The following is an 18,977-nucleotide window of genomic DNA, read 5'->3' as shown; positions in this document are numbered from 1 at the left end:
CAACCTCGTACTTTTGGTATTCTCATGGCCACTCCCGACCACATTTCGCTGACTCTTGCCCGCCACGGCCTGCGCCAAACGCCCATGCGGCGGGCCGTGCTGGCCGTGCTGTTCAGCAAGTCGTTTGCCTTGTCCAGCCACGATATCGAGCAGGCCCTGGACGCCGACACCGACCGGATTACACTCTACCGCACCCTGCGCACCTTCGAGCAGAAAGGCGTCATTCACCGCGTGCTCGACAGCTCCGACGTTATCCGGTTTGCGGCCTGCGCGGCCACCTGCACCGAGCAGGCCCACGCCGACGACCACGTACACTTCAAATGCTCGGTGTGCCAGCATACCTACTGCCTCAACCAGGTGGCTATTCCGGCCGTGCAGCTCCCCGGCGGCTTCCAGGCCACCCACCGCGACTACCTCATGTCGGGCGTGTGCGAGCAGTGCCACGAGCGGTGAAGTGGTGAATGAGTGAATGAGTGAATGAGTGAAGTAGCCAGCATAACAGGAACGTCATGCTTTATCTGACCCTACTATCCAAGTAGCTCTCCCGCCAAACTACTCTAAGCCTCTCTCTTCCGGAGAGGGGTTGGGGTGAGGCGTAACGTCGGCCCGCGAGATTCCTCGACTTCGCTCTGCATGACGGGCAATAATTTAAACAGCAAAGGCCCGCCCGGTAATCCGGGCGGGCCTTTTTTAACTAGGCGTACTACTTCTCTTACCGGTAAGTCGGGTTCTGGATGAACTCGGTTTTGTTGGTGACGGCGTCGAGCTGGCGCTGCGGAATGGGCCGCACCTTGTGGTAGTCCTGAATGCTGGCGCCGGCTTCGGGGTTGTTCTTTCTGACCCGCTCGACGAGCTTGTTGGTGCGTTTCAGGTCAAACCAGCGCAGCTGCTCGCCGGCCAGCTCCCGGGCCCGCTCGTCCAGGATAAAGTCCAGGCTCAGGTCGGCGGCCGTGATGCGCATGTCGGCCACTTTGCCGGGCAGGGCGGCCCGCTCCCGCACCGCGTTGATCTGCTTGACGGCGTCGTCGGTCTTGCCCAGGTTGAAGTTGGCTTCGGCGGCCATCAAATACACGTCGGCCAGGCGGATAACGTAGGCGTCGCGGCTGCTTTGCTCTTCCTGAATGGTAGGCCGGGTCGGGTCGTCGAACTTGCGCAGGCACACGTACTGCAGGCGGTTTTTGCCGGTGCCGTTGGTGTTATAAATGTCGTTGACGTCGTAGACGCGGTACTTTTTGGTATTCCGCACCGCCGTCGACACCACTTTCTTGGTGGCCAGAATAGCCGTGTCGCCCACGGCCAGGGGCTTGGTGCCGGTCGTCACGGCCGTGTTGGCCAGCCACACCGTGCGGAAGGAGGCAGCGTAGCGCGAGTCCTTGGTTTCGTCGAACAGGCTGAGCAGAAACTTGGTGGGCATGAAGCGGTTGAACGGCCGGCCGTTGGCAATGTCGCGGGTCATGCCGGGCTGGTCGTCGTACTTCATCATCCACATCAGGTGGCCGTTGTTGCCGCCGCGCGAGTGGCCGTCGGGATACAGGTTGGTATCCACCCGGTCGTTCAGGGTCAGGTCGCGGGAGTAGTTCACGGCCCACACGATTTCCTTGTTTTCCAGGTTGCTCATGTTCCACAGGCTGGCGTAGCTGGGCTGCAGACTGAAGCCGTAGCTCGAAATTACTTTCTGGGCCAGCTCGGCGGCCTTCTGGTTGTCGCCGCGGGTCAGGTACATCTTGGCCAGAAAGGCCTCGGCGGCCGGCTTGGTCACGCGGCCGTACTCGGTGGCTACCAGGGGCGCGTTGGGCAGGTTGGCCACGGCCACGGCCAGATCATCGAAGATCTGCTTGTAGAACACATCGACCGGCGTGCGGTTGGCCGTTTTCACGGCGCCCAGGGTTTCCTCGGTGGTGAAGTGCACGCTGCCCCAGCTTTCCACGATGTGCCAGTAATAAAAGGCCCGCAGGAAGCGCAGCTCGCCTTCCCGGGTTTTCTTCAGCGCGTCGCTCATGCCCGACTGCCCCACCCGCGCAATGCCGGCGTTGCAGACGTTGATGCCGATGTAGAGCTTGCTCCACAGCGACTCCACGGCCCGGGAGCTGGACTGCAGGGTGGTGTAGTCGGTCAGGTCGGGGTTCACGTCGCCGGCCCCGCGCAGCCACAGGTCGGTGCCCATTTCCGACATGCTGTAGCCGTCTTCCTTGCCGTACCACCAGCGGGTGTAGGAGTAGGCGGCATTCACCAGGTTGTCGAACCCGGCCGGGGTGGTGTAGACGGCGTCGGGCGTGAGGCCCGAGGGGTTGTACTCTTCCAGCTGCTTTTCGCAGGAGCTCGTCAGGCCAACCAAGGCACTGGCGACCAGCAGGCTATATATCTTCTTCGAGAATTTCATGGGAGTTGATTGGGTGTTGATTGTTAATTGTTGATTGGTTGGGGTGATTGTTGATTGATAATTATTGACTTGGCGACGTCCTGGTACCCGTAAGCCCAAGCTGCTGCAATAAGTCATTAACAATCAACTATCATCAATCATCAATCAACTAAAAGCCCAGGTTGATACCGGCCAGCACCACCCGTGGGATGGGCGTGGTGATGGGGCCGCCCCGCTCGGGGTCGTAGTTGTCAATCTTGCTGACGGTGACCAGGTTTTTGCCCTGCACGTAGATGCGGGCCGTGCCCACGCCGATTTTCTCCAGCAGGCCCTTGGGCAGGTTGTAGCCCAGCGTCACGCCGCGCAGCTTGGCAAACGAGCCGTCCCGGTATTGCAGCGTGGTGCCGTAGAGGCTGTTCTGCATCGTCGACTTCGACAGCGACGCGTCGGGCCGGGGGTAGTCGTTGCTGGGGTTTTCGGGGGTCCAGTAGTTGTGCACGCCGCTGTTTTCGATGCCCTGGGGGTCGAAGATCTGGGCGTACTCGTAGTTGATCATCTGGCCGATGCGGGCGAAGACCTGGAACGAGAGGTCGATGCCCTTGTAGGCAAAGTCGCTGTTGAAGCTGCCGCTCCACTTGGGCACGGCCGTGCCCAGCACCACCCGGTCGGCGGCGGCCGTAATCTTGCCGTCCCCGTTCTGGTCCTTCACCTTGATCTGCCCCGGCTTCTGGCCGAAGGCCTTGGCCGCATCGACCTCATTAGCCTGCCAGATGCCGATTTTCTCGTAGTCGTAGAACACGCGCACGGGGTAGCCCACGAAACGGTTGTTGAGCAAGTCATCGGCCCCGCCCAGTTCCAGGATGCGCTCCTGGTTTTTGAACCAGGTAGCCCCCACGTTCCAGCGGAAATCCGGGGTTTCGACGGCCAGCGCATTCACGCCCACTTCCACGCCACGGTTGCGGGTGCCCCCAATGTTCTCGATGATGTTGCCGCGGCCCGTGGTAGAAGGCAGATTATTGTCGAGCAGCAGGTCGCTGGTCAGGGTTTCGTACACGTCGATGGAGCCGGTGAGGCGGTTGCGGATCAGGCCGAAATCGAGGCCAACGTTCTTAGTCCAGGATATTTCCCAGTCCAGGTTGGTGTTGCCCACGCGTTTGTCGAAGCCGTAGCCGGCGGCGCTGACTTCGCCGAAGCTGAAGGGAATGCGGGTGAGCAGGCTCTGCGACGAGTACGGGGCCACGTCGTAGTTGCCGGCCCGGCCGTAGCTCACGCGCAGCTTCAGGTCGGTCACGGGCGTTACGCCTTTCATGAAGTTCTCATCCACGATGCGCCAGGCCACGGCGGCCGAGGGGAAAAACGCGGCCTTGTTGCCGGTGTAGAGCTTGGAGGAGGCGTCTTCGCGGGCCGTCAGCGTGAGCAGGTAGCGGCTCTTGTAACCGTACTGCACGCGCCCTGTCAGGGAGAGCAGCTTGCTGCGCGTCAGGTTGGTGTAGGGCTGCACGGGCTGGGCAGAGTTGGCCAGGGCGTAGTATTGCTGGTAGGGCACCGGAATGCCGCGGCCCTGGGCCACCGAGTTTTCCAGGTTGAAGGTGAGCAGCGACGTGACGCCGGTGACGTTGAGGGAATGGTCGCCGAGGGTTTTGTTGTAGTTCAGGATGTTTTCCCAGCTCCAGTTGGTTTCGAAGCCCGTGCCGTAGGAAGCCTGGTTGACCTGCCCGTTCCGGTCGATGGAGTACTGGCCCTGGTAGATGCCGCTGCGCTCATTCGAGAGCGTAAGGCCCAGGTTGGAGCGCAGGTTCAGACTGGGCAGAATCTGGTAGCTCACGTAAGCCGTCGAGAAGGTGCGGGTGCGGCGCGTGTTGTTGGCGTAGGCATTCGCCTGCTCGTCGGCCAGCGGGTTCAGAAACGCCGCGTTGTTGGGGTAGTTCACGAAGCCCCCGTTGGCGTCGTAGGGCGTGAACAGCGGGTTGATTTTGTTGGCCAGGTTGGTCGGGTCGCGGCGGGCGTCGAGGTTATAATAGGTCAGCTGGTTTTGCAAGCCCACCCGCACCTTGTCGTTGATGGCCTGGTCGATGTTGGCCCGGAACGAGTAGCGGTTCAGCTGGTCGTTGCGGAACAGGCCCTGCTCGTTGTAATAGTCGGCCGAGAGGTAGAACTTGGTTTTCTCCGAGCCGCCCGCAATGCCGATCTGGTGCTCCTGCTGCACGCCGTTGCGCAGCAGCAGGTCGGCCCAGTTGGTAGACGTGCCGTTGGCAATGGCCTGCAGCTCCAGCGGGGTAAAGATCTTCGAGTCGTCGGTGGGGCTGGTCCAGTTGCCCGTGGTGCGGTTGGCCTCGCGCTTCTGGGCCACGTACTCGGCTCCGTTGTTCACCTTGGGGTAAAAGGCCACGTCGGTGCGGCCGTAGTAGGAGTTCAGCGTCACGCGGGTTTTGCCGGCCGCGCCTTTCTTGGTGGTCACGATAATAACGCCGTTGGCGCCCCGGGCCCCGTAAATAGCCGTGGAAGCCGCGTCTTTCAGCACTTCCATGTTCTGAATATCGTTGGGGTTGATGTCCTGAATAGAGTTGTACTGCACCCCATCCACGATAAAGAGCGGGCCGTTGCTGGCCAGAATCGAGCGGTTGCCGCGCACGGTAATGTTGACGGCGGCCCCGGCCGAGCCCCCGGCGCTGGTAATATCCACGCCGGGCAGGCGGCCCTGCAAAGTTTCCATCACGTTAGCGGCCGGAATCTTCTTCAAATCCTCCTCCTTCACCGACACGATGGAGCCGGTCACGTCGCTCTTCTTCACTTCGCCGTAACCGATGACTACGACTTCATCCAGGGCCTTCTGGTCGGTTTTGAGGCGCACCTTCACCGCGCCACCGTTGTCGGCCGCCGCGACGGTGCTGGCCAGGTAGCCCACGTAGCTGAACACGAGCGTGGGCTCGGTGCCGGCCGGCAAACTCAGCGTAAAGTTGCCGTCGGCGTCGGTGCTGGCCCCGATGGTGGTGTTCCGGACCACGACCGTCACGCCCGGCAGCCCCTGCCCGGTGGCGTCGTCGAGCACCTGGCCCGTCAGCTGGCGGGCCTGCTGGGCGCTGGCGTGCGCGGCCAGCCCGAGTAGCAGCACAAGTAGTAGTAACCAGTTTTTCATGAGGTGGGAATTATGATGGAAGGTTGATTGCCGATTTACCGCCAACCCGATACCGGTGGATTGCCTTTTCATAAGGTTGCGGTATTCAGGAAGAAACGGCAGAATCTGCCCGGATAATTTTATGCAATCGTTATCGGGAACGATGCCAAATAGCCCCGCCCAGCTTCCCCACTGAGTAATCACTCACTCTCCTACCCGCCCACACCCGGATAATCGGCTACAAAAACCTGATTAGATAGTATATAATAATTGTACTATATTAATAACCACCACCTCGTCACCGCCCACCCTACGGGCACGCTCACTCCGGCCACGGCTTAGCCTGGCCTGGCAATTCCTGCTGGTTCCGCTTCTCTTCCGGCCGCTGGCCGCCGCTTCAGAATACCCAGCGCACGAAAGCTTCGATGCCCTCGTACTCGGCCAGGCCCAGCTGGTCGTAGATTTTGGCCGTGGTGCGGTTGCGGGCCTCGCTGCGCTGCCAGAACTCGCGCTGGTCGGCGCCGGGAAACAGCGGCCGGTCCTTCTGCGACTGGTGCTTGAAGATGGCCCGGCGCTTGCGCGTCAGCTCGTCGGGGCTCAGGGGCACGGCCATTTCAATCTGGTCGATGTCCCACTCCTGCCAGGCCCCGCGGTAGAGCCACACCCAGCAGTCGGGCAGCCAGTCGGTGCCCGCGGCCTTCAGCCGCCGCACGGCCTCGAAGATGGCGGCCAGGCACACGCGGTGGGTGCCGTGCGGGTCGCTCAGGTCGCCGGCCGCGTAAATCTGCTGGGGCCGGATCTGGTGGAGCAATTCCATCGTGAGGCGAATGTCTTCCTCGCCAATGGGCTTTTTGCGCACCCGGCCGGTTTCGTAAAACGGCAGGTCCATGAAGTGGGCGCGGTCGTCGGGGATGCCGGCGTAGCGGCAGGCGGCCTTGGCCTCGCCCCGCCGGATCAGGCCCTTGATCTGCTGCACCTCGGGCGAGTCGACCTGGCCGGGAGCTTTGTTCTTGAGGAAATCGGCCACGCGGTGGTAGAGGTTTTCGGCCGGCTGCTCGTCCAGGCGGAAGGCCGCGTCATAGTCGGCCACGAACTCGGCGAAGCGCAAAGTCTCGTCGTCGAACACGGCAATGTTGCCCGAGGTCTGGTAGGCCACGTGCACCTCGTGGCCCTGCTCAACCAGGCGCAGCAACGTGCCGCCCATGCTGATAACGTCGTCGTCGGGGTGGGGTGAGAAGATGAGCACGCGCTTGGGAAACGGCGCGGCCCGCTCGGGGCGGTGGGTGTCGTCGGCGTCGGGCTTGCCGCCGGGCCAGCCCGTGATGGTGTGCTGGAGCTGGTTGAACACCCGAATGTTGATGCTGTAAGCCCGCCCCGACTCGGCCAGCAGCTCCGAGAGGCCGTTTTCGTTGTAGTCTTCGTCGGTGAGCTTGAGGATGGGCTTTTCGAGGCGGCGGGCCAGCCAGGTCACGGCCTTGCGCACCAGGGCCTCATCGGGCCAGTGGCAGGGCACGCCGGCCAGCCAGGGCGTTTTGCGCTCCGTCAGCTCGGCCCCGGCGGCTTCGTCGAGCACCACGTCCACGCGGGGGTGCTGCTGCAGGTAGGTGGCCGGCACCGAGTCGCTGGGCTCCCCTTCCACCATGCGCTTTATCACGGCGGCCTTGCCTTCGCCCCAGGCCAGCAGTACAATGCGGCGGGCTTCGAGAATGGTGCCCACGCCCATCGTCAGGGCCCGGCGGGGCACGTTTTCCTCCCCGTAGAAGTCGGCGGCCGCGTCGGTGCGGGTGATGTGGTCGAGCGTGATGAGGCGGGTGCGCGACTGGGGCCCCGAGCCGGGCTCGTTGAAGCCGATGTGGCCGGTGCGCCCGATGCCCAGCAGCTGCAAGTCGATGCCGCCGACGGCCTGAATCCGGGCTTCGTACTGGCGGCAAAACTCGGCGACCTGCTCCTGGGGCAGGGTTCCGTCGGGGATGTGCACGTTTTCGGGTTGGATGTCGACGTGGTCGAACAGGTACTCGCGCATGAAGCGCACGTAGCTCTGCAGCGAGTCGGGCGGCATGGGGTAATACTCGTCGAGGTTGAAGCTGACGACGTTGCGGAAGCTCAGTCCCTCCTCCCGGTGCAGGCGCACCAGCTCCTCGTACACCCGCGTCGGTGAGGAGCCCGTGGCCAGCCCCAGTACGGCCGGGCGGCCCTCGGCCTGCCGCTGCCGGATCAGCTCGGCGATGGTGCGGGCCACGGCGGCGGAGGCAACTTCCGAATCGGGGTGGATGGTGACGGCCAGGACGGGCGGAGAGCTGAGAGCAAGCATGGGGCGCGGGGGTTGGTGGCAGGGGCAGCAGAACGGGCGCGGCACAAAGCCCCGGCCGCTGAAGGCTGACCTTGGCTTCATCCTACTTTCGTTGAAAATACTCAAAATATCCTATATGCAAATCTTGCCCGACGATTCTCCGTTTATTCAACTTTCAGCAAATTTTTACCGATAAAAAGAATAACTTCTACCCGAACAGCGGCTCCTTTCCACTCTCAGATTCGAATTTCGCAATGAAAACCGTTTTTCTCCGGTGTCCGAACGGGCTTTCCTAACTGACTTTCCTCCTACCGGAGCTCGGCTGGCTAAACCCCAGTGGGGCTCCGGTTTTGCTTTTTCCGCTTCCATCCACTCACCCTCTTTCCACTCCTTTCCTATGAACAAACTTCTATGGTTACTGCTGGCCCTTGGAATATTGCTGGGGCCCGGCAGCTACGCCCAGACCGGCCAGCCCCGCCCCGTAACGGGCGTGGTGACCGACACCAAGGGCAACCCGCTGCCCGGCGTGACGGTGCTGGTGAAGGGCACCAGCAACGGGGCCAGCACCGGCGCCGACGGCCGCTTCTCGGTGCAGGCCGCCCCGGGCAGCACCCTGGCCTTCAGCTTTATCGGCTTCACCACCCAGGAGCGCACCGTGGGCCCCGACGGCGCGGTGGACATCCGGCTGGCCGAAAACACGACCAACCTGAACGACGTGGTGGTGACGGCCTACGGCATCAAGCAGGAGCGGCGGCAAATCAACTACGCGGCCCAGGAAGTGAAATCCAAGGACATCATTGAGTCGCGGCAAACCAACATCGTGAATGCCTTGCAGGGCAAGGTGGCCGGCGTGCAGATTACCAGCGCCGGCGGGGCGCCCGGCGAAGGCTCGTCCATCGTGATTCGGGGCGGCAACTCGCTCGACGGCGACAACCAGCCCCTGTTCGTTATCGACGGCATCATCATGGACAACTCCTCGTTCGTGGAGTCGACTTCGCCCGGGGGCGGCTCGGCCTTCAACGGGCAGCTGGGCCGCAGCTCCGTCAGCCAGAACCGGGCCGGCGACCTGAACCCGGAGGACATTGCCTCGATGACGGTGCTGAAAGGCCCGGCCGCCGCGGCCCTCTACGGCCTGCGCGCCGCCAACGGGGCCGTGATTATCACCACCAAAAAAGGCACAGCGGGCCGCACCAACATCAACTACCGCACGCAGTTTTCGGTGGACGAGGTGAACCGCCTGCCCAAGCTCCAGGATCAGTACAAGCAGGGCAGCAACGGCGTATTCGACGCCAGCACCCGGGGCTCGTGGGGGCCGCGCTTCGGCGCGGGCGAAACGGTGTACGACAACCTGGGCAACCTCTTCGAGAAGGGTACCGCCTGGCAGCACTACCTGACCATGTCGGGCGGCGGCGACAAGGCCACGTTCCTGGTGTCGGCGTCGCGCCTCGACCAGAAGGGCGTGGTGCCCAACACCTTGTATGACAAGTCGACGGTGCGGGCCTCGGGCACGGTGCAGTTTTCGCCCAAGTTCAGCGGCTCGGCCTCGGCCCAGTACCTGAACAGCGGCGGCCAGTCGCCGTTTCAGGGCGGCGGGTTGTTTGGCACGGGCCTGAACCCCAGCGGCTTCTTTACCAGCCTGCTAAACTGGCCCCGCAACGACGACGCCCGCAACTACCTCAACCCCGACGGCACCCGCCGCCGCCTGCTGGGCGCGGCCACCTCGGCCGGCGACCCGGACAACCCCTACTTCACCATTTACCGCAACCCCCAGACCACGCGCAGCAACCGCATGATCGGCAACGCGCAGGTCACGTTTCAGGCGGCCGAGTGGGCGGCCATCAGCTACAACATCGGCACCGACTTCTACGCCCAGAAAGACCGGTCGGTGCGGGCCGTGGGCACCTCCCAGCCCAGCAACCAGGACGGCGGCATCTCGGAAACCACCATCTTCAACCGCCTAGTCACGTCCAACTTCCTGGTCAGCCTCAACCACAAGTTTACCGACAACATCGGCACCTCGCTCACGCTGGGCAACACCGTGGAAGCCAGCCGCAACGAAACCACCGACAACATCGGCCTGATTTTCCAGAACCCGGATTTCGTCAGCATTAACAATACGGTGAACCGCAACACCCTAGTAACGAATAAGGAGCGGCGGCTTATCGGCAACTTTGCCCGCCTGAATCTGGATTTGTTTCAGCAGGTGACGCTGGAAGTGAACGGGCGGGTGGACATGTCGTCGACGCTGCCCCGGCCCGAGAAAAACAAGAACTTCGGCCGGGCCTTCGGCTACGGGTCGGCGGCCGTGGGCTGGGAGTTTACCCGCACCCTGGGTATGGATCAGAACCCGATTCTGAACTACGGCAAGGTGCGCGGCTCGGTGGCCGTGGTGGGCAAAGACACGGGCCCCTACCGCGTCGATTCGCCCCTGGCCCAGAGCACCTACATCGGGGGCGGCTTCCGCAACGGCTTTTTCGGCTCGAACCGCCTGCTCAAGCCCGAGCAAACCCGCTCGGTGGAAGCCGGCCTGGATTTGCAGTTTCTGCAGAACCGCCTGACCCTGGACGCGGCCGTGTACTACCAGGAAACGCGCGACCAGCTGATTGCGCCCCGCGTAAGCCAGGCGACGGCCTATATTTTCCAGTACATCAACGGGGGCACGGTGGAAAACAAGGGCTTCGAGCTGGCCCTGACCGGCTCGCCCATCAAGTCGGCGAAGGGCCTGACCTGGGACGTAATTGCCAACTTCACCCTGAACCGCAACCGCGCCGTGTCGTTGCCCAGCTTCCTGACCGAGGTCTACCAGTCCGACGCCTTCGTCATTGACTGGGCCCGGGGTGGGGCGTTTCCCGGCAAGCCGATTTCCTCCATCAGCGCCGTCAGCTACAAGCGCGCCCCCGACGGGCAGGTACTCATCGACGCGGCGGGCTACCCCATCGTGAATACCGGCGTGTTTGAGTACGCCGGCAACCGCGCCCCCGACTACACCGTGCAGCTCACCAACTCGCTTGCCTACAAAGGCTTGTCGTTGAGCTTCCTGCTCGACTTCCGCCAGGGCGGCGACGTGGTGAACGGCAACGACTGGTTTGCCACCAAAACCGGCATGAGTCCCCGCACCCTGGACCGCTACAAGCAGGTCGTGTTTGATGGGGTGCTGGCCAACGCGGCGGGCACGGGCCCGCTGCTGACCTCGGACGGGGGCTACGTGCGCAACACCCGCCCCGCCGAGCTAACCCAGAACTACTACCAGAGCGTGCTGACCGGCACGGCGGCCTCGTTCGTGGAAGACGCCTCCTGGACCCGCCTGCGCTACGTGACGCTGAGCTACGCGCTGCCCGCCTCGCTGCTCGGCGACTTCTTCATCCGGGGCGTGGAGCTGAGCGTGACGGGCCGCAACCTGCTGCTGCTCACCAACTACTCGGGCGTGGACCCCGAAACGGCGGCGGCCGGGGCCGGCGTGCGCGGCGGCGGCTCCTCGGGCTTCGACTACGGCAGCGTGCCCGCCACCCGCGGCGTCGACATGGGCCTACGGGTCAATTTTTAAGTGGTGAAATGGTGAGATGGTGAGTTTAACGCGTTACTCATCAACCAATCAACAATCCGATAATCAACCAGATGAAAAAATATATCCTGTTTCTGGGGCTGGCGCTGAGTGGCGCGGCCCTGACTTCGTGCGAGAAGTTTCTCGACGTGAACACCGACCCCAACAACCCGATTACCTCGGCGCCGAACTTTCTGCTGCCCGGCATCATCTCCCAGGGCTTTCAGCAGCAGATGTTTACGGCCCTGACCACCACCTACATTTCCCAGTACGCGGTGCGCAAAACCCTGGCCAGCAGCACCGACCAGTTCATTCTGACCAACGGCAACAGCACCAACACCTTTAATTACGCCTTTTTCTACTCCGGCGGCAACGTGCCCACGATGGTAGCTGCCGCCGAGCAGGAAAAGTCGCCGTACTACATCGGGGCGGGCAAAATCATCCTGGCCATGGACCTGGCCCACGCCACCGACATGCTGGGCGACCTGCCTTACTCCGAAGCCTTTAAAGGGGCCGAAAACTACACGCCCAAATACGACCCGCAGGAGCAGATTTACGCCACCGTGCAGTCGTTGCTCGACGAGGGAATTGCCCTGATGAAGACGCCGGCCACCGAAAACACCCGGCCCCTCTACATCAGCGTGCCCAGCCCCAGCGGCGACATTCTCTACCGCGGCGACACCGACAAGTGGATTCGCTTTGCCAACGCCCTGAAGGCCCGGCAGCTCAACCACCTCAGCAAGAAAACCAGCCGCTACGACCCGCAGCAGATTCTGCAATTGATTAGCGCCAGCTTCCGCAACGCGGCCGACGACGCGCAGATTCAGTACCAGGTGGCCGTGGCCCCGCTGGCCGGCACCACCAACATCTTCGGCGTGACGCGGGCCAACTTCGGCACGGCCACCTTCTCCAACAACATCATCAAGTACCTGAACGGCACCGTGGCCGGGGCGGCATTTCCGGGCGTCACGGACCCGCGCCTGCCCATTATGCTGGCGGGCAGCAGCAGCGGCTCCGACCCCGGCATCGGCATTCCGCCCACCAGCAACCTGCTCAACGGCGTGGCCGATTTCTACAACGGCTGGTACGCCCGCGACCTGGGCATTTTTGAGGTCATTACGTTTCACGAGCTGAAGTTCATCGAGGCGGAAGCCGCGTTTAAGGCCGGCGACAAAACCCGGGCCCTGACCGCCTACAAAGCCGGCATCCGGGCCCACATGACCAAAATCGGGGTGGGCGGCACTTTTGCTAACCCCAACGTGACCTTTCCCACCATCACGCCGGCCCAGATTGACGCCTACCTGGCCAGCAGCGCCGTGGCCCAGACCGAGGCCCAGCTGACCATCAAGAACATTATGGAGCAGAAGTACATTGCCATGTTTCTGAACCCGGAGTCGTGGACGGACCTGCGCCGCTACGACTTCGACCCCGCCATTTACCCCAACCTGAAGTACCCCGTGGGGGCCCCGGCCGCGCTGGGGAATCAGTGGCCGCGCCGGATGCTGCCGGGCGCTACCGAGGTGATGTACAACCCGCAGGCCGTGGCCGCCCTCGGCGCCAGCGCCCCCGACTACATCACCAAGCCCCTGTGGTGGGATATGCCGTAAGGCGGCCCCGCGCTGCGTTTCGGTTCGATATTCACCTCCTAGACTTCTCCCCTATGCCTTATACTTTTCTCCGCCGCACCCTGCTGCTGGCACTGCTCGGGCCGGCGCTGGCCGCCTGCGACAAAGAGCTGGAAGAGCCCTACCAGGAAGTAGGCGGCCAGATTCCGACTTTCCTGGCCAACAGCCTGAACACGACCACCAAGTACGCTACGGGCGAAAACGTCAGCTTCGAGCTGCGCTTTGCCCAGCAAACCGCGCCCATCACCGAAATCCGGATTCTGCAGAAAGTCGAGCCCGGCCGCGACTCGGTGCTGGTGCAAACCATTCCGTACAAGCCAGCCTATTCGCGCCTCAACCGGGCCGATACGCTGATTGTGAACTACACGGTGCCGGCCGGGGCCAACAAGGCCAACGTGCGCGTGGACGCCGTGGTGGTAGCCGGCAACGGGCAGACCAAAGTGCGTAGCTTCAACTTCCGTTTGGCCGAGGCCACGCCCACCATTTCCGTGGGAGCCGCCACCAACGTGACGGCGCCGTCGGATGCGGCACGGGCCCCCGGCGACGTGGTGCGCTTCCCGGTGCGGCTCAACAACGGCGGCATTAATTCGGCTACCGCCATTACCACCACCGGCACGCTTTACAAGGATATCGACAGCCTGATAACCTACGTGAAGGTGGGCACCGGGGCCGAGCGCCGCGCCGCCCGCCAGCGGGTGCCGGTCGGGACCGGGGCACAGTCGGGGGCAGCCACGACCGTGAACGTGGACGTGACGCTGCCCAGCGGCTCCAGCGGCCAGCCCGTCGTGTACCGCTTCGAGGTGAAGTCGCGCTTCCAGGACAAGCCCACGCTACCCGCCCCGGCCGCCGCGCCCAGCATCCGGACGGCCACGGCTACGGCCCCGCCCATCACGCCCACCCCGGCCACACCGCTGGCGGCCACTCGCCCGGCGACGCTGATTTACACCGGCACCGGCGGCGGCGACCAGGCGGCTTACGACCTGACAACGTTTACCAGCGTGCCGGCCGCCAGCCCACCGACCACGAAGGACCTGACCATCAGCAGCATTGCTTCTAATACCGTGCAGCTGAAGGCCGAGAATCCGACCAAGTTCGTGCGCTCTACGGCCGCCATCTACTCGGCCGCTACGCTCAACAGCATCCGGCAGGCGTACCAGACGGCCGCGGCCACGGCCCAGGTTATCCAGCTCGACAACGTAGTAGTCGGCGACGTGGTCATTGCCCGACTGCGCGACACCGACCAGTACGCTATTTTCACCGTCACCAACATCAGCCGCACGGCGGCCGGCGTCACGCTCACCCTGGACATTAAAGCCCTGTAAGTTTTGACCTGCGCATAAAAAAAGCCCGGCCGTCTGGCTGGGTTTTTTTTGTGGGGCGAAGTGAATCGGGCCGGTTACTTCTTGCCAAACAGCCGGGCGAAAAAGCCGCGCTTCCTGGTCTTGACTTTCACCTTGGTAACCGCCGCCGTTTCGGGCTTCACGACGGCCGGGCGCGGCGCGGGCGTGGGCGCGGGCCGGGTAACGGGGGCTGCCGGAGCCGGGGCCGGGGCCGGAGCCGCGGGCTGGCTGACCGGGGCCTGGGCCACGATTACCTCGGCGGCTTTGCCCTGGGTGGTTACCCGCACCGGCGAGCTTTCGTTGTGCAGCCGGTCGACGGCCGTTATGTAGTAGGCGTAGTCGGTGCCGGGCACGGCGCTGGTGTCTACCAGCACCGACGACATGCCGGGGCGGCTGGGCACCAGGGCCAGGATGTTGCGCGGGTCGTCGGGGGTGGGCTGCTGGTCTTTGGTGAAGCGGTACACCACGAAGTAGCGGGCCACGTCGCCGTCGGCGGCCACGGGGCCGGGCTGCCAGGTGAGGGTAATGGCGGGCGCGGCGCGGGTGAGCACCAGGTTCTGGGCCGGGCGGGGCGGCACGGCATCCAGCCAGGGCATGGTGGGCACCAGGGCCGGGTAGCGGAACAGATTCTGCCGCAGCGAGTCGCGGGTGTGCAGCGGGTTGGCCATCAGGGAGCGGGCACTGAAAAACACGCTGCCGCTGACTTCGGTGGGGTACGAGCGGTTGAGGCGCACCTGCCGCGGCAGTTCGCGCGGGTTGCGCCAGGTCGTGTCGGAGCGGGTATTTTCCAGCATGCGGTAGGCGCCCTGCCCGATGTAGAGGTGCCGGTCGAAGTGGTTGCGCGTCCACCACTCCAGCAGCGTGGCGTAGGGCACCAGCTTGAAGTTGGTGCTCCAGTAGAGCTGGGGCACGATGTAGTCAATCCAGCCTTCCTGCAGCCACAGGCGCGAGTCGGCGTAGAGGTTGGCGTAGCTGGGCTGGCCGGCGCGGGTGTCGGAGCCGTCGGGGTGGGCCGACTTGTTCATCCAGACACCGAAGGGCGAAATGCCGAATTTCACCCAGCGCTTGGTGCCCTGAATCGTGTCGTGGAGGTGCTCAATGAGCTTGTTCACGTTCTGCCGGCGCCAGTCGGCCAGGCTCAGCTTATCGGCATTGTAGAGCTGAAAAGCCGCGTCGTCCTGAATCTTGAGGCCGGGTTCGGGGTAAGGGTAGAAATAGTCGTCGAAGTGCACCCCGTCGATGTCGTAGCGGCGCACCACGTCCAGAATCACCCGGGTAATGTAGTTGCGCACTTCGGGCAGGCCGGGGTTGAAGAGCAGCTTGCCGCCGAAGCGCAGAAACCACTCGGGGTGCTGCTTAAAGGGGTGGTTGGGGGCCAGGCGGCGCGTCACGGAGTCCATGCTGGCCCGGTAGGGGTTAAACCAGGCGTGAAACTCCATGCCCCGGGCGTGGGCTTCCTCAATCAGGAAGGGCAGCGGGTCGTAGGCTGGGCTGGGGACTTTGCCCTGCTGGCCAGTCAGCCACTTACTCCAGGGCTCCAGCTCGCTCTGGTAAAAGGCATCGGCGGCGGGGCGCACCTGCACAAACACCGCGTTGATGCCGTTGCGCTGCTGCACGTCCAGGATGCGGCGGTACTCGCGGCGCTGCTGCTCGGGCGTGAGCGTGCGGCTGCTGGGCCAGTCAATATTCTCGACGGTGGCAATCCAGACCCCGCGCAGCTCCCGCTTGGGCGGCCCGTCCTGGGCCCGGAGCGGCCGGCCGAAACCGAGCAGCAGCAGGAAAAAAGCAAAGCAAAGAGCAACGGGGCGGGCAGCGGCAATCAATCGGAACATCAGCACGGAAACGGAAAAATCGTCCGCAAATTACGCACCCCCGCGCCGCCCGCCACCGCCGCCCGCTTAAAATCCGGCGCTATTGCCGGGTTGCCGGGCCGCATACTCACCCGAAAACCTCTCTCCCGCCCGCCTGAGCCGGCCAGAAAGCCGCCGCGGCTCTTCGCGGGCGTTTACAGCTGCATGCCAAAATACTGGCGCAGGGCCTGGGCAAACTCGGCCGGACCGGCCAGCTCGGTTTCGGTCAGGCTCTCGCCGTTCTTGATTTTGAGCGTGTTGCCGGTGACCGTGACGCGGCCCGTGGGCGTAGCCCGGGTGCAGAGCCGCTTGCGGGTAAAGTGGGAGTCGGGGCTGGTTTGGTGAAAGTGGCACATGCCGGCAAAGTCGGTCAGCTCCCGTGGAGTTTCGCTGAACAGATATTCGGGCTGAAAGCTGCTGCCGTCGAACTTCTGCACCAGCAAATACTGCGCGTCGTGGCGGACTATCCGGAACCGGCCGCGCGGGTCTGCCTGCTCAACGTCGAGCGTCAGGGCCAGCGGACCGAGGCTAAACTCGCCGAAGCCCACGTCGACCAGATACTCGGTGCCACCCAGGGTAACGAGGCAGGCCATGTGGTCGAATTCGGGCCCAAACTCCTTGCCGGCGGTGTGCACCCGGGCCGAAATCAGCCGGACCGTAAAGCCCAGGGCGCGCAGCAGTTCGGCAAACGCGCCGTTGAGCTCGTAGCAAAAGCCGCCCCGCCCCTGCTCCACAATCTTGGCGTAGCTGCCAGCCAGCTCGATGGGGCGACCCAGGTGAATGTCCAGGTTTTCGAAAGGCACCCGCAGCAGATGCGCCGCCTGCAGTTCCCGTAGCGTGGGCAGATTTACGGTGAGCGGGCCGGTGTACTGCAGGTGCGCCAGATACGCAAGGGAATTCATCGAAAGTCAGTTAGTCCAAAGATAAACCGCGCCGGCAGCGGGCCGCGCGGGGCCGTAAAGCTAACAATGAGCCCCAAAGATGCCCTAGCAGCCCGGGTTAGCGCAGCTTTCCGGTCCACAACCGCACGAAAAAGCCGCCCCGCTGCTGTGCGCAACCGGGGCGGCTTCTCGGCTAAGGTTTGGGGTGGAAAGCCTTAGTTGTTGTTTTTGCGGGTGTCGGCGTCGTCTTTGGTGCCGCCTTCCATGCCGTTGGTCTGGCTGGCGTCGCCGTATTCGCCGCGGATACCGTCGCCGTTGCCCATGTTGCTCTGGGTGCTGGTGGTGGCATCGTTTTGCGGCTCCTGGCCTTCGGGCTGAGCTTTCTGGGCGGTGGCGGCGGCCTCGTTTTTCGAGGTTTCGTCCTGGCCCTGGCTGGTGGTGCTCACGCGCTTGGCGTCGCTGTCGGCGGAAGTATTGCTGGAATGATTGGACATGATTTTTTGGTTGTTGGTTGTCAGTTGTTGGTTGTTAGTGGTTCCTTGTCAGTGGTTCGTTATTGTGTTTGAACGGCATAACAACTGACAACGAACAACGAACAATTAAAGCTGGGGAACCTGCCCGGTTTCGCCGCCCGATACGCCGGTGCCGGCTGAGGTGGAGCTGCCGCCCACGTCGCCGTCGGCCGCGTTGCCGGGCTGGTCGTAGTTGGGGCCGGTGCTCACGCGCTTACCCTTGATTTCGTGGCCGCCTTCGGTGCCGCCGCTGCCGGAGTTGTCATCGGCGTTGAGGCCGCGCAAAGCCTCGGTGCCGGGCGCCTGCCGGCCCTCGGGCTGGCGCTGCTCCGACTGGGAGGTGGTAGCCTGCTGAATGTCGCGGCCGTCGGTGGGAATTTCCTGGGGATCTTGCATACGAGGAGGTGGCTGGTGAAGGAAAGCCGGCGCCCGGGGGCGGCCGGCGTTTACCAGGCTATACGCCGGGCGGGCGGGCTGGTTGACAAAAGCCGGCCGCTTTTCCCGGGCTTTTTCCCAACTTACAGGCGGCCCGTTACCCCTATCGTTGAGCTTGCGCCATGTCTGCCCCTCTTTCTCCCGGTCCCGATTCTCTCCAGTCCAAGACGGATGCGGAGCTGCTTTTCCTGGCCCAGAACCCGTCCTTTTATCACCCTGACCTGGTGCGGGCCGCCCGCCAGGAGCTGGCCCGGCGCGGAGTAGCGCTGCCGGTAGCTCCGGCTCCTGAAACGGCGCAGGCGACTGATGAGCCGGACGATGTCCCGCCCCGCCGCTGGCAGCTACCGGCGCTGCTACTGGGGCTACTCGGGCTGGCCGCCGCGCTGTATTGGTGGCCGGTGGGCAACAAAAACTGGAAAAACAAGCTGGGGCCGGTGCCCAAACGGGAGCTGGTGGCCGTGCCAACCCACGTGCTGCCTTCCTTCGACTCCCTGACGACGGCCCAGCTGGGGCAGATGCCCGCCACCCTGCCCACCCCGGAGCGCCGGGATACCACGGCCCAACGCAAGTTTCTGCTGCTGGCCCGCCGCTTCTGGGAGGCCGAAAACCAGTCGGACTACCTCTACCAGCAGGCCCTGGCCGCCCGCATCGACTCAACTTTTCCCGGCCAGGTTGATCTGACGCTTGATAAGTGGCGGCGCCTGACCAGCGTGCTGGTGTACGACCACAAGCTGCAACCCACGATGAGCGCGCGGGTAGCCAGCATGCACCACGCGGCCCTGGTGCGGCGCGAAACCCTGACTACTATGAAAGGCCTCTACCTGTCGGGCCGCCCACCCCTCGACCAGGGCCTGATGTATTTCAACGATTCGGTGACGGTGCTGCGCCAGGCGCTGCTGGGCGTGCCGGCGGCGCGGCGCATCCGGCCCATGGAGGAGCTGCGTCGGCGCGTGGAAGCCGAAGAGGCCCGCCAGGCGTCGCCGCAGGTATAAATTCGGGGCTGCCGCTTACTTTTCGGCGGCGGCCGGG

At 63.7% G+C, this 18,977-nt stretch carries 12 protein-coding genes; 5 read left to right on the top strand and 7 right to left on the bottom strand.

Annotated features, from left to right (window positions below):
- Positions 1 to 24: 24 nt before the first annotated feature.
- Complete coding sequence (locus tag E5K00_RS19585; protein ID WP_135464958.1) at positions 25 to 453, top strand: Fur family transcriptional regulator; 429 nt, start codon at positions 25 to 27, stop codon at positions 451 to 453.
- 259 nt (positions 454 to 712) lie between these two features.
- Here E5K00_RS19585 and E5K00_RS19580 read toward each other — a convergent pair whose 3' ends face one another.
- The 3 genes from E5K00_RS19580 to nagB all read right to left on the bottom strand — a co-directional run bounded on the left by E5K00_RS19580 (position 713) and on the right by nagB (position 7,785).
- Positions 713 to 2,380 carry a RagB/SusD family nutrient uptake outer membrane protein gene (locus E5K00_RS19580; protein WP_135464957.1) on the bottom strand — a complete coding sequence of 556 codons (1,668 nt, stop codon included), beginning with the start codon at positions 2,378 to 2,380 and terminating at the stop codon, positions 713 to 715.
- A 148-nt stretch (positions 2,381 to 2,528) separates the two neighbouring features.
- Positions 2,529 to 5,495, bottom strand: coding sequence for a SusC/RagA family TonB-linked outer membrane protein (locus tag E5K00_RS19575; protein ID WP_135464956.1), 2,967 nt, complete (start codon positions 5,493 to 5,495; stop codon positions 2,529 to 2,531).
- A gap of 376 nt (positions 5,496 to 5,871) precedes the next feature.
- Complete coding sequence (gene nagB, locus E5K00_RS19570) at positions 5,872 to 7,785, bottom strand: glucosamine-6-phosphate deaminase (RefSeq protein ID WP_135464955.1); 1,914 nt, start codon at positions 7,783 to 7,785, stop codon at positions 5,872 to 5,874.
- A gap of 376 nt (positions 7,786 to 8,161) precedes the next feature.
- Between nagB and E5K00_RS19565 the strand changes: the two genes are divergently transcribed.
- From E5K00_RS19565 to E5K00_RS19555, 3 genes are all read left to right on the top strand, one after another.
- Positions 8,162 to 11,308, top strand: a complete 3,147-nt coding sequence (locus E5K00_RS19565; protein WP_135464954.1) for a SusC/RagA family TonB-linked outer membrane protein — start codon at positions 8,162 to 8,164, stop codon at positions 11,306 to 11,308.
- Between the two features lie 71 nt (positions 11,309 to 11,379).
- Positions 11,380 to 12,912 (top strand): SusD/RagB family nutrient-binding outer membrane lipoprotein, encoded by a 1,533-nt coding sequence (locus tag E5K00_RS19560; protein ID WP_135464953.1) that lies wholly within the window; start codon positions 11,380 to 11,382, stop codon positions 12,910 to 12,912.
- Positions 12,913 to 12,965: 53 nt separating this feature from the next.
- Positions 12,966 to 14,252 (top strand): hypothetical protein, encoded by a 1,287-nt coding sequence (locus tag E5K00_RS19555; protein ID WP_135464952.1) that lies wholly within the window; start codon positions 12,966 to 12,968, stop codon positions 14,250 to 14,252.
- Between the two features lie 74 nt (positions 14,253 to 14,326).
- On the opposite strand, the gene E5K00_RS19550 is transcribed toward E5K00_RS19555, so the two are convergent.
- The 4 genes from E5K00_RS19550 to E5K00_RS19535 all read right to left on the bottom strand — a co-directional run bounded on the left by E5K00_RS19550 (position 14,327) and on the right by E5K00_RS19535 (position 17,909).
- The gene (locus E5K00_RS19550; protein ID WP_135464951.1) at positions 14,327 to 16,102 is read right to left on the bottom strand and encodes a glycoside hydrolase family 10 protein; all 1,776 of its coding nucleotides are present in this window, start codon (positions 16,100 to 16,102) and stop codon (positions 14,327 to 14,329) included.
- A 173-nt stretch (positions 16,103 to 16,275) separates the two neighbouring features.
- A complete protein-coding gene (locus tag E5K00_RS19545; protein ID WP_135464950.1) occupies positions 16,276 to 17,022 on the bottom strand; it encodes an arylamine N-acetyltransferase family protein in 747 nt (248 codons plus the stop codon).
- 194 nt (positions 17,023 to 17,216) lie between these two features.
- Positions 17,217 to 17,495 (bottom strand): hypothetical protein, encoded by a 279-nt coding sequence (locus E5K00_RS19540; protein ID WP_135464949.1) that lies wholly within the window; start codon positions 17,493 to 17,495, stop codon positions 17,217 to 17,219.
- A gap of 105 nt (positions 17,496 to 17,600) precedes the next feature.
- Complete coding sequence (locus E5K00_RS19535) at positions 17,601 to 17,909, bottom strand: hypothetical protein (RefSeq protein WP_135464948.1); 309 nt, start codon at positions 17,907 to 17,909, stop codon at positions 17,601 to 17,603.
- Positions 17,910 to 18,070: 161 nt separating this feature from the next.
- On the opposite strand from E5K00_RS19535, the gene E5K00_RS19530 reads away from it, so the two are divergent.
- Complete coding sequence (locus E5K00_RS19530) at positions 18,071 to 18,940, top strand: hypothetical protein (protein WP_135464947.1); 870 nt, start codon at positions 18,071 to 18,073, stop codon at positions 18,938 to 18,940.
- The last annotated feature ends 37 nt before the right edge of the window (positions 18,941 to 18,977 follow it).

Source organism: Hymenobacter aquaticus (assembly GCF_004765605.1).
Classification (GTDB): Bacteria; Bacteroidota; Bacteroidia; order Cytophagales; family Hymenobacteraceae; genus Hymenobacter; species Hymenobacter aquaticus.
This window is presented reverse-complemented; position numbering and strand designations above follow the sequence as displayed.

Bases quoted from the DNA above. Each gene is read 5' to 3' on its own strand.
- E5K00_RS19585 (WP_135464958.1), top strand. From the start codon at position 25: ATGGCCACTCCCGACCACATTTCGCTGACTCTTGCCCGCCACGGCCTG.
- E5K00_RS19580 (WP_135464957.1), bottom strand. From the start codon at position 2,380: ATGAAATTCTCGAAGAAGATATATAGCCTGCTGGTCGCCAGTGCCTTG.
- E5K00_RS19575 (WP_135464956.1), bottom strand. From the start codon at position 5,495: ATGAAAAACTGGTTACTACTACTTGTGCTGCTACTCGGGCTGGCCGCG.
- nagB (WP_135464955.1), bottom strand. From the start codon at position 7,785: ATGCTTGCTCTCAGCTCTCCGCCCGTCCTGGCCGTCACCATCCACCCC.
- E5K00_RS19565 (WP_135464954.1), top strand. From the start codon at position 8,162: ATGAACAAACTTCTATGGTTACTGCTGGCCCTTGGAATATTGCTGGGG.
- E5K00_RS19560 (WP_135464953.1), top strand. From the start codon at position 11,380: ATGAAAAAATATATCCTGTTTCTGGGGCTGGCGCTGAGTGGCGCGGCC.
- E5K00_RS19555 (WP_135464952.1), top strand. From the start codon at position 12,966: ATGCCTTATACTTTTCTCCGCCGCACCCTGCTGCTGGCACTGCTCGGG.
- E5K00_RS19550 (WP_135464951.1), bottom strand. From the start codon at position 16,102: ATGTTCCGATTGATTGCCGCTGCCCGCCCCGTTGCTCTTTGCTTTGCT.
- E5K00_RS19545 (WP_135464950.1), bottom strand. From the start codon at position 17,022: ATGAATTCCCTTGCGTATCTGGCGCACCTGCAGTACACCGGCCCGCTC.
- E5K00_RS19540 (WP_135464949.1), bottom strand. From the start codon at position 17,495: ATGTCCAATCATTCCAGCAATACTTCCGCCGACAGCGACGCCAAGCGC.
- E5K00_RS19535 (WP_135464948.1), bottom strand. From the start codon at position 17,909: ATGCAAGATCCCCAGGAAATTCCCACCGACGGCCGCGACATTCAGCAG.
- E5K00_RS19530 (WP_135464947.1), top strand. From the start codon at position 18,071: ATGTCTGCCCCTCTTTCTCCCGGTCCCGATTCTCTCCAGTCCAAGACG.